General features: G+C 35.8%; 7 protein-coding genes and 1 pseudogene. 4 read left to right on the top strand and 4 right to left on the bottom strand.

The genetic code is table 11. The annotated features are described in order from the left end of the window. From H1P_RS09930 to hisS, 4 genes and pseudogenes are all read right to left on the bottom strand, one after another. Positions 1-689: pseudogene (locus tag H1P_RS09930) on the bottom strand (transposase); the annotation flags it as partial. 77 nt (positions 690-766) lie between these two features. Continuing rightward, positions 767-1,426: a hypothetical protein gene (locus tag H1P_RS09925; protein WP_144866732.1), complete on the bottom strand. Its 660-nt coding sequence runs from the start codon at positions 1,424-1,426 to the stop codon at positions 767-769. Between the two features lie 197 nt (positions 1,427-1,623). Further along, complete coding sequence (locus H1P_RS09920; protein ID WP_144866730.1) at positions 1,624-3,072, bottom strand: serine/threonine-protein kinase; 1,449 nt, start codon at positions 3,070-3,072, stop codon at positions 1,624-1,626. A gap of 162 nt (positions 3,073-3,234) precedes the next feature. Further along, positions 3,235-4,512, bottom strand: coding sequence for a histidine--tRNA ligase (gene hisS, locus H1P_RS09915; RefSeq protein ID WP_144866728.1), 1,278 nt, complete (start codon positions 4,510-4,512; stop codon positions 3,235-3,237). Positions 4,513-5,550: 1,038 nt separating this feature from the next. Between hisS and H1P_RS09910 the strand changes: the two genes are divergently transcribed. The 4 genes from H1P_RS09910 (at position 5,551) to H1P_RS09895 (ending at position 9,824) form a co-directional block, all read left to right on the top strand. Further along, on the top strand, positions 5,551-6,720 hold the full coding sequence (locus H1P_RS09910; RefSeq protein ID WP_144866726.1) for a glycosyltransferase family 2 protein: 1,170 nt from the start codon (positions 5,551-5,553) through the stop codon (positions 6,718-6,720). 73 nt (positions 6,721-6,793) lie between these two features. Then, complete coding sequence (locus H1P_RS09905; protein ID WP_144866724.1) at positions 6,794-7,822, top strand: glycosyltransferase; 1,029 nt, start codon at positions 6,794-6,796, stop codon at positions 7,820-7,822. Next, positions 7,819-8,775 (top strand): sulfotransferase family protein, encoded by a 957-nt coding sequence (locus H1P_RS09900; RefSeq protein ID WP_144866722.1) that lies wholly within the window; start codon positions 7,819-7,821, stop codon positions 8,773-8,775. Before H1P_RS09905 ends, H1P_RS09900 begins: the two co-directional genes overlap by 4 nt. A gap of 53 nt (positions 8,776-8,828) precedes the next feature. After that, entirely contained in the window at positions 8,829-9,824 is a 996-nt protein-coding gene (locus H1P_RS09895) for a lysylphosphatidylglycerol synthase transmembrane domain-containing protein (RefSeq protein ID WP_144866719.1), read from the top strand. Positions 9,825-9,944 lie beyond the last annotated feature (120 nt).

Here is a 9,944-nt window from a genome sequence, read left to right as displayed (position 1 = left end):
AACTCCAAAGCTAACTCTGGCTTTTTCCTAAATAGCGGGTCTTTCTTTCCCAAAGGCAATGAATTACCGTGTTGATATAACTCTATGTCTAAAGGTAGGCTTTTTTTGCCATCATAAAGCGGTGCGACCCTGGCGAGGTTTCCTCGCCCAAGGAACGCGCACCAAGACGATGAGTTGTTACTACCACATTTCCATTGTCTGTCTTGCCAATTTCACCAAGATATTGACGACCCACTCACAGCACGTAAAGTTTCCACTCTTCCTATGTCCCGAATCATCAACAATTAAACTGAATCCTCTGCTTATTCTAGTTTGGTTGCATTTGTTCATTACCTCTAAACGTCGCTCATTTATTTTGTCGGCAGACCATGTTGCTTCAGTTAAGAAGCGATGCAGCGCGGTCTTGGGGGTTTCCCCCATGAGCGACTGCATCAAGACAATGGTGTAATTTGTGATAGGTTACTTCTACTGAGTCAGAAGCCATCTGATATATGTTTTTTCGCTTACTTTCTCCTAATAATCCGACTAAATAGTGTCTAAACTCCCTTGTCTTGGTGCGCGTTCCTTGGCTGAGGAAACCTCAGCAGGTTCGCACCGCTTTTTGAGCTTTGGTTCTTAATAAATCATCAAACTTTTTACACCATCGCTTCATTGCAGGGAGGCATGGCTGCGGGAGTAGTTTCTCTCATGATTGCGATCGCTTTAAATAATAATGCTCAAGTCTCTTAACTAAAGCATTCTACCTTATTTTTAACGTCAAAATTGTTTAAGTCCCGCTAAGATAAAAATTACTGCGATCGCTAATGTTTAGATCGTTATTTCCAAGCCATTCATTGATACCAAATTTTCGATCTTGCCCTATTTGTAAATGAACAATATTTTGATAATTAATGCTGTAATTGGCACACCATTGTTTAATGTCTTCGCTATTATTATCATCGTATAAAGTAAAACAAGTAATACCAAATTTAGACATTGTTTGTCTATGAAGAGATTCAGTAGCTAATTTTGCTTCTTCAAGATTAATATAGTAAGGAATATGTGTAATGATAGAAGCAGATTCTTCAAAGTTAATAATTTTAAAATCTTGATTTTTATAATCTTGATAAGTAGTTAATACTTTGGCTGAAGTTTCTCTTTCACATAAAAGATAACTCGAATCAGTAAAACAAATAGAACTCTTTTGAAGACAATAAATTTTATCACCTGGATTAAATAAAAGACCCTTAAAAATTGCTTTTTGGGCTTGTTCTGATTCAATATCTTGTAATAACTGATAAGCTTTTGCTCTAACTATTAATTCTGGATATTTAAGACTTTCAATTAAAAAATTGATTCCCATTTCTCCATACTCTAGTACTTCAGATAATAAGTCGGCTCTTTGTTCTGCATTTGCATCTACTAAAATACTGAGAAATTCTTCCATAACTATTTAATTTAATACTTAAAAGCGTTTCATAGAGTATATTTTAAACATATATTGACTTTAAAATCAACTTGGTTTATAAAATTAAACAAAATTTAGTTATATTTTCACCAAGAAAGATAATCTTTATTGGTGAAGTTAAATTATTCAATTATCAATTGTGCAATGCCGTTTTTCAAGTAACAAAAAAAGAATATCTAATCTTCAATATTCTGCAAATTAAATTTCGGAAATTCTTCGATTTTGCAAGTATCAATATATGAGAACAAACCTTTTAAGCCCCAAATAGCGTGACCGAACCACCAACTTAATACAGGTAAGTGTCCTTTAGGAGCAGAAAGACTAAAATTGATGTGCTTAATTAAGAGCCATTTCTTTTCTTGATACCAACCAATTTGTTCCCCAAAGTATTGATATTTTTTTATTTCTAAATTATACCAAATACTATGTTGTACGCTGAAGCCAAAACGCTCTTCCGAATAGTAACTCCATAGTCGGTCAATAATATATAAGTCCTCACAGTTCAGGTTTTTGAGATCGTCTCTTTCTAACCAATTTTTTCTTTCTTGATGGGCTGCTTTAAGTAATAATTTTTCGGTTATTTGATTAGCTTCTTGCCACTTTTGCGCTTTTAAGTAATCTTTTAATTGAGTGTAATCAATTCCTGATTGAGAGATTAAAGTTAGTTCTTTTGGCTTAGTAGGTAACATTTCCAAAGCCTTTTTTTGAGAGAATGAGACTAACTCTGGAAAGTAAGAAATCCGATCATTTAAGTCTTGTAAAACTTTCTGTATTGATTGATAGCGTCGAGCAGTTGCTCTAGCGATCATTTTATCGATAATTGTACTCAATTCTAAACTAATGAACTTGTCAACCAGATAATCTCGCCAAATCCAGTTGTCTTCACTATCGCTATATAAATCAAACGGAGAAATTTCTGTTAGCAAATAAAGACAAGTCACTCCTAAACTATAAATATCACTACTAAATGTTGCTTTACCTCTAAGTTGTTCTGGAGCGATATATTCAGGAGAACCAATTATTGTTCCTGTTTGCTGTAGTGCTTTTTCTGTAAATGTTTTTGCTGCGCCAAAGTCTACTAAAACTAAAGTTCCATCTGTGCGACGGATAATATTTTCTGGTTTAATATCTCGATGAATAATTTGATATTCATGAACAAATAATAAGACTGGTAGTAAATCTTTTAATATTTGAACAAGACCTTTTTCTTGAATGATGCCCTCTTTTTTGATGACTTGAATTAAGTTATCTCCTTCTATCCATTCCTGTACTAAATATTGATATTCATTCTCAGTAAAATAATCATAAAGTTGGGGAATTTGGGGATGCTGACCCAACTTATCAAGAGTAGCTGCTTCTGCAATAAATAATTCTGTTGCTTTTTGGCGACTATTTATATTTATAGCTAATGTTTGAGAAAATAATTGTTTAATAACACAATAAGATTCTCTGGTTTTATCTTTTTTATCTACTACTAAAAAGGTTCTCCCCATACCTCCTTGTCCTATAATTTTGAGTGCGCTGTAGCGATTTTGGAGGACTAAAGGTGTTTGACAATTAAGACAAAACTTTTCTGTTGTTAGATTTTGCGGTTTTTGACAATAGGGATTAAAACAGTAACTCATAAATTAAAAATTAATTTTTAATAATAAATAAGATGATTAATCCTAGATTTCCCTATTACTTCAATTGAATAAATATTTTTTGTCTAATTTTTTTCGATAAACCTCTTACAAAAGTAAATAATAAATACAGCGATCGCTTTTTGACACGATCGCCCCAAAACACTATTGTCTCAACTCAGCAATTCTTGTTTTTAATTCCTCTGTCATTCCCAATAATTCAGCTTGTGCGATCGCTTTTTGCTCTCCAGAAGCCAACCATTTGAGATTGACAGTCTTATTATCTGCTTCCGCATCACCTAGCACCAAACAAGCCACAGCACCACTACGATCTGCGCGTTTGAACTGCTTACCAAAAGCACTACTGCTAAGGTCTAATTCTACGGTAAAACCAGTTTGACGTAGTTTTTGACTTAGTAGCAAAGCTTGGGCTTCTGCTACTGCACCACGAGATACTAGATAAAAGTCTGGTGTATTGACGGGAGATTCTGTAAGTTGTTGCAATAATAAGACCAATCTTTCCATACCCATCGCCCAACCAATAGCTTGAGTATCGGGTCCTCCTAATTCTGCAACTAAACCATCATAACGACCACCACCACAAACGGTAGCCTGTGCGCCGAGATCGTTAGATTTGATTTCAAAAGCAGTATGAGTATAGTAATCTAATCCTCTAACCAAACAGTGGTCTATTTGATAGTCAATACCAAGGTCTGTCAGCAGATTTAAAACAGTGTCGAAGTGTCTTTTGGAAGAATCGCTCAGACTATCGATAATTTTAGGAGCATCTTGGGCAATTTCTTGAGTTTTTCGATCTTTACTGTCTAATATTCTCAGGGGATTACGAGTTAAGCGATCGCGTGAATCTTCGTCTAGTTCTGCTTTATAGGGTTCGAGATATGCTACTAAAGCTTCTTTGTATTTTTGGCGATCTTCTCCTCGTCCGACGGAATTAATATCTAAAGAAAGATTTTTTAAACCTAATGCTTGTAAAATTTCTGTGGCAACAGCGATCGCTTCTACATCCGCACGAGGCGCATCACTACCAATTAACTCTAAACCTATCTGATGAAATTGTCTTTGACGACCTGCTTGGGGACGTTCGTAGCGAAACATAGCACCAGTATACCAAAGACGCTGTACTCCTCCTTGAGCGTGGAGTTTATTTTGAATGTAAGAACGCACCACACCTGCTGTACCTTCTGGACGCAAAGTAATAGAAGTTTTGCCACCACGACTGGTAAAAGTATACATTTCTTTCCCTACTACATCAGTAGCTTCGCCAATACCCCTTTCAAATAGGGATGTTTGTTCAAAAATCGGGACGCGAATTTCTTGATAAACCGCTTTAGTTAGGATTTCTCTAGCTGTTTGTTCAATTAGCTGCCAGTAGCCTACTTCTTCTGGCAATATATCTCTTGTTCCCCTTAATGCTTGAATCATTATTTTCGATCTACTTTTTCTTTCCTAAGTTATAGTACAGCACTGATTGAGACTTCTGTTGCTCGAATATATATCAATGTAATAGTTTTGTAATATGTTTAGTTACAATAACACTTTTATAATTTTTCTAGCTACAACAATATTTGATGATTGTATTGTTAAATCCGTAAATATTCTAGATTAACTAGCCAGAGTAAAAGCCCAAGGCAGGCGATTGTAATTAGGGAAAGAAAGGTATTCTGCGCTTAATATAAATTAGCTTGATTAATATCGAAAATATCGCAACTATTCGGTAGCTTTGAGCTTGTTATACCAAATCCTATTTGTTTTTAGTACTTATTGGCAAAACCCTTAAACCCGCTCCAAGACGCGATATATAGCCGTTGCCATTGTTGAGTTAGGACAGAGTCTATTTGATTGCTCGTAAGTAATAAGTAATAAGTAATAAGTAATGAGTAATGAGTGTCCTAACGTAAGCTCGTATTGCTATATGTGGGGCTGTCTCTACTACAACATCTACAACATCAGACTGGGGTAAAAATCAACATCATTTGAAGCTCAAAACTTATCGCTAAAGGCTTATAGCTTTAAAGACTATGTAGACGAGATTTATATTACAAAAACTACAAAAGCGTATTTTCACAGTTGACGCAAAAAATGAATGGGAAACATTTAGGGGATAGTTATCGTCAGTTATCGTCTAAGTGTTCCAAAGCTATAAGTCAAGACATTATTCAGAGTTTTAAAGTTCTGAACATCTTTAATCATGACTATTAGAACTTTTTTAGATAAATCTCTATTTTTAAATTTAATAACTTTACCAAACTTTTACGTATTTTTATTATCTTGATTAATAATCAAAGAGCGAATTTCCAAATTGTCAACAACCATCTATTTTCTGGGGGAGCTTATATCTATATGCACTTAACTGTTTTCAGCTAATTTTCCGAGTGCATTAGTTAAATTACAGCTAACTAACTAATATTGATTATTGTCTGCACTTTTGTAAATAAATAATAAAGAAAAATAGAATCAATAATGCTAATCAATTCTACTGATAGAAAACCCTCTTTTGACAAGCAAGATTTAGTTGAAGTTTCCATCGTTATGCCTTGTTTAAATGAGGCAGAAACTTTAGCTACCTGTGTGAGAAAAGCGCAATCTTATTTATCAGAAAATAATGTCTCAGGAGAAGTTATTGTTGCCGACAATGGTAGTTCAGACGGCTCTCAGCAAATTGCCCGAAGCATGAATGCCAGAGTGGTTAACGTTCCCACTAGAGGATACGGTAGTGCGCTTAAAGAGGGGATTGCAGCAGCCAGAGGGCAATACATAATCATGGGTGATGCCGATGATAGCTATGACTTTAGTAGGCTTAATCCCTTTGTGCAAAAGTTGAGACAGGGCTACGATTTAGTCATGGGCAATCGCTTTAGGGGTGGAATTGCTCCTGGTGCAATGCCTCCGTTACATCGTTATCTGGGAAATCCTGTATTGACGGGAATCGGACGTTTATTGTTTGCTAGTCCTTGTGGCGATTTTCACTGTGGATTGCGGGGTTTTCGCCAAGATTCGATCACTGCCCTTGATTTGCAAACTACAGGGATGGAATTTGCTAGCGAGATGGTGGTTAAAGCTACTCTGCACAAGATGAAGATTGCCGAAGTTCCCACGACTTTATCTCCTGATGGTCGTAGTCGTCCTCCCCACTTAAATACTTGGCGTGATGGCTGGCGACATCTGCGTTTCTTATTCATGTATAGTCCACGCTGGCTCTTCTTCTATCCTGGTATTTTCTTGATTTTGGTTGGGCTACTGGGTACTTTATGGCTTTTACCTAGTCCCAAAGTACATACTTTGCTTTATTCTTCTACAGCTATGACCATTGGTTTTCAAATCGTTGTATTCGCCTTGTTTACTAAAGTGTTTGGTATTAGTGAAGGTTTATTGCCACCAGATCGCCGTTTTAAAAGGTTCTCTCGCTATCTTAATCTAGAATCTGGGTTAATCTTCGGCAGTATTCTGGTGCTGTTGGGAATTGGAGCATCAATTTATGCCTTTGGTATTTGGGGACAGCATTCTTTTGGTTCTTTAAACCCTGCTGAAACTATGCCGATTGTGATTCCTGCTGTTACTTCCTTTGCTCTTGGTTTCCAGGTAATTTTTTCTAGCTTCTTCTTGAGTATTTTGGGTTTGAAAAGAAAGTAAGTAGTAGTTATTGGTCATTGGTCGTTTGCTTCTTGTTCTTTTTTGAGATCGATAATTAAATTACACTGAATCCATGAAACAACCCTGGTTATCAATTATTATTCCCACCTATAACGGTCAAAAATATTTGGCTGCAACTCTGGATTCTGTGGTAATTCAAGGGGATGATAATATCGAATGTATTGTAATCGATGATGGTTCTACGGATGCTACTTTAGCGATCGCAAAATCCTATCAAGATCGACTACCAATCGAGATTATCGAAAGGAAACAAGGCAATTGGGTAGCTAACACCAATTATGGATTAGCTGTAGCGCGGGGAACTTATGCTTGTTTTCTGCATCAAGACGATCGCTGGCAACCAAAACGTTTAGCAACCATGCAAAAAGCGATCGCTTTGTATCCCCAAGCAAGTCTTTATTTACATCCCACTCTGTTTATAGATGCCAAAGGAAACCCATTGGGTACTTGGCACTGTCCTTTTCAAGATTTAGTGGCGATCGCTCCTAAAACATCTGTAGAGAAGCTTTTAGTGCAAAACTTTATTGCCATTCCCGCACCTATTTTTAAGCGTCAGCTAGCCCTCGATCTGGGAGGAATGGATGAAGCACTTTGGTACACTGCGGACTGGGATTTCTGGCTAAAACTGGCTACATCTGGTGATACGGTTTACTATCCTCAAGCTTTGGCTGCATTTCGCGTTCATTCTGATTCGCAAACTATTCGCCGTAGTTCTAGTGTTGCAGATTTTCAACAACAAATGAACCTAGTAGTTAGTAAACATCTGGCTCTTTGGAATGGTCAAGAAAGCTTGTCTTGCGAAGTAGAATCGGTAGCACGGTTTTCTACGAAGGTTAATACCACCCTAGCTGCAATGATTCATGGTGAAACCACTAATTTATTAAAATTGGGTTGGAATTTTATGCGTTTGGGTACTTCTGGTTGGTATCGATATTGGCGAGATTCACGAATTCAAGAGCGAGTATTAGCCAGATTAAAAGCGAAATTACCCGCACAAACTTCCTCAATCTCAGACATAAGTTCGCTCAACATTAGTAAAGCAAAGTCACCTAGTCAGAATTCAGAAGTCAAAAAAACATGAACAAACCCAATCTTTTTATTGTCGGACAACCAAAATCGGGAACTACCGCACTGCACCAATTTTTGGGACAACATCCCGAAATTTTTATGTCCAGCATTAAAGAACCACACTATTTTTGCCAAGACTTTCACACAGAAAGCGATCGCTATTATGGTAATCAGCGTTTTTTTGATTTTCGGACAGAACAGGATTATTTGCAACTGTTTACCAAAGCAAATTCAGAAACAGTATTAGGGGAATCTTCAACCAATTACTTATACTCTCAGGTAGCAGCCCAAAAAATTGCTCAATTTAATCCTAAAGCAAAAATAATTATTGTACTTAGAGAACCAGCTAGTTTTCTTTATTCTCTCCATAGTCACTATGTAAAATTTACCGAAGAGAATGAAGCAGATTTTCAGCGAGCGTTATATTTAGAGCCTTTAAGACAGGAAGGGCAATCTGATAGTTCTAGAGTTACCAGCCCTAGCTATTTATATTACTCTGAAAGGGTTGATTACTATTCCCAGGTAAAAAGATATTACGAACGCTTTGATCGCTCTCAAATTAAGATAATTATTTTTGAAGATTTTCGCTCGCAAAATGAGGTAATTTATCAAGAAATTTTAGATTTTCTGGAAGTGGATCGTAATTTTACTCCCGATTATGAATCTGTAAATGCCAATAAGGAGGTACGCTTCAAAGCAATTAATAATTTGGTTAATAATCCAGTTTTAAAGAATATATCCAAAAATATTTTATCTCAAGAATTTAATGAATTTGTGCGGGATAAAATTGTCGAGAAATTTCTCTGGCATCAAGCACCTAAATCTGTAATGCCAGAAGATATCAAAACACAGCTAAAAAATAGGTATTTCTCAGAAGTGGTTCAAATATCAGAATTAATCGAAATCGATCTGGCACATAAATGGGGTTACAAATCAACTAGCGATCGACCATATTATCCCGCTTGACGGGACTAACAAAATTAATTAACTTTACTATTTAAATTACCAAAACTATTAGAATGCCATCTCAGAAAAAAATTATATTTAGTATTTTATCTTTGGCCTTGGGGTTTGTTTTGTTATGGCTAACACTGCGTTTTACAGAAGTAGAATTTACAGAAATTATTGCCAGCTTTTATAACTTAAACCCTTGGTATACTGCTTTGGCGATCGCTAGTTTAATTCTTCATTTTTGGTTTACTGCTTATAAGTGGAATTTGGTTACTCACAAACTTACTCCTGAGCGTCAGCAAAGCCAAGGATTTTATTTTTTTTATACTACATTAGGGGCTTTGAGTATGCAATTTATGCCTCAGTATATTGGCATGGTTGCAGTGCAGAATTTGGCTCTGAGACTCCATAAAATAAGTTCTTTTTCTAGAGGATTTTTATCGGTAATTTACGATCAATTTTTTAATTTCTTAATTCCTGTACTTTTATTTCCTGCTTCTGTTTTATTTGTATTAGGCTATATTCCCCTATCGATAGCTGTTTTTGCCACCACAACTGTTGTAATTGGTACTCATTTTATTATTAAAAAGTGGTATAAATCTTTAATTCAGTTATTAATCAAAGGCTACTTTTTGATTAAGAAAAATAAATCTCAAGAACAGTCGGAATCAGAAGCAATCACCACTGAATACTCGCTTTTTGGCAAAAAATTTACGATCTACTTATTTTGGGTTTCTGTAACTCGTTACCTTTTTTGGTTAATTAGGGGAGTTGTCATTGCTGTAGCAGGAGGTTTTAAAATTAAGCTGTGGGCAATTGTTTTTATCACCCCCATAGTACAGTTGGCAATGCTACTTAGCTTTACTCCTGCTAATTTAGGATTGATGGAATTAAGTTGGCTCGGCTTACTAAGACTGTTCCAAGTTCCCACAGCAGATGCTATTGAATTTGCTTTTCTACAGCGATTTTTGTATATCATATCAGCAGCGATCGCACTTTTGGGATTTTTCTTAATTTGGTTGTGCGAGCGTTTTTTCAAGCTAAAACCAGTCAAAAATAAGTAAGATAGAACTAATTAAGCATAATTATTATTAAGACATTTATAATTTTTCATTTCATTTCATAACTAAATAACTTACTGTTTCTCAAGTAATTATGAATAATTTTAGAGAACTAACACAAAG

Source organism: Hyella patelloides LEGE 07179, from assembly GCF_900659865.1.
Lineage (GTDB): Bacteria > Cyanobacteriota > Cyanobacteriia > Cyanobacteriales > Xenococcaceae > Hyella > Hyella patelloides.
Note: the sequence above shows the minus strand (reverse complement) of the source record. Positions and strands in the feature narration are given on the sequence as shown.

Excerpts from the sequence above, each read along its gene's own strand:
- H1P_RS09910 (WP_144866726.1), top strand. The coding sequence starts at position 5,551 with ATGCTAATCAATTCTACTGATAGAAAACCCTCTTTTGACAAGCAAGAT.
- hisS (WP_144866728.1), bottom strand. The coding sequence starts at position 4,512 with ATGATTCAAGCATTAAGGGGAACAAGAGATATATTGCCAGAAGAAGTA.
- H1P_RS09900 (WP_144866722.1), top strand. The coding sequence starts at position 7,819 with ATGAACAAACCCAATCTTTTTATTGTCGGACAACCAAAATCGGGAACT.
- H1P_RS09895 (WP_144866719.1), top strand. The coding sequence starts at position 8,829 with ATGCCATCTCAGAAAAAAATTATATTTAGTATTTTATCTTTGGCCTTG.
- H1P_RS09920 (WP_144866730.1), bottom strand. The coding sequence starts at position 3,072 with ATGAGTTACTGTTTTAATCCCTATTGTCAAAAACCGCAAAATCTAACA.
- H1P_RS09925 (WP_144866732.1), bottom strand. The coding sequence starts at position 1,426 with ATGGAAGAATTTCTCAGTATTTTAGTAGATGCAAATGCAGAACAAAGA.
- H1P_RS09905 (WP_144866724.1), top strand. The coding sequence starts at position 6,794 with ATGAAACAACCCTGGTTATCAATTATTATTCCCACCTATAACGGTCAA.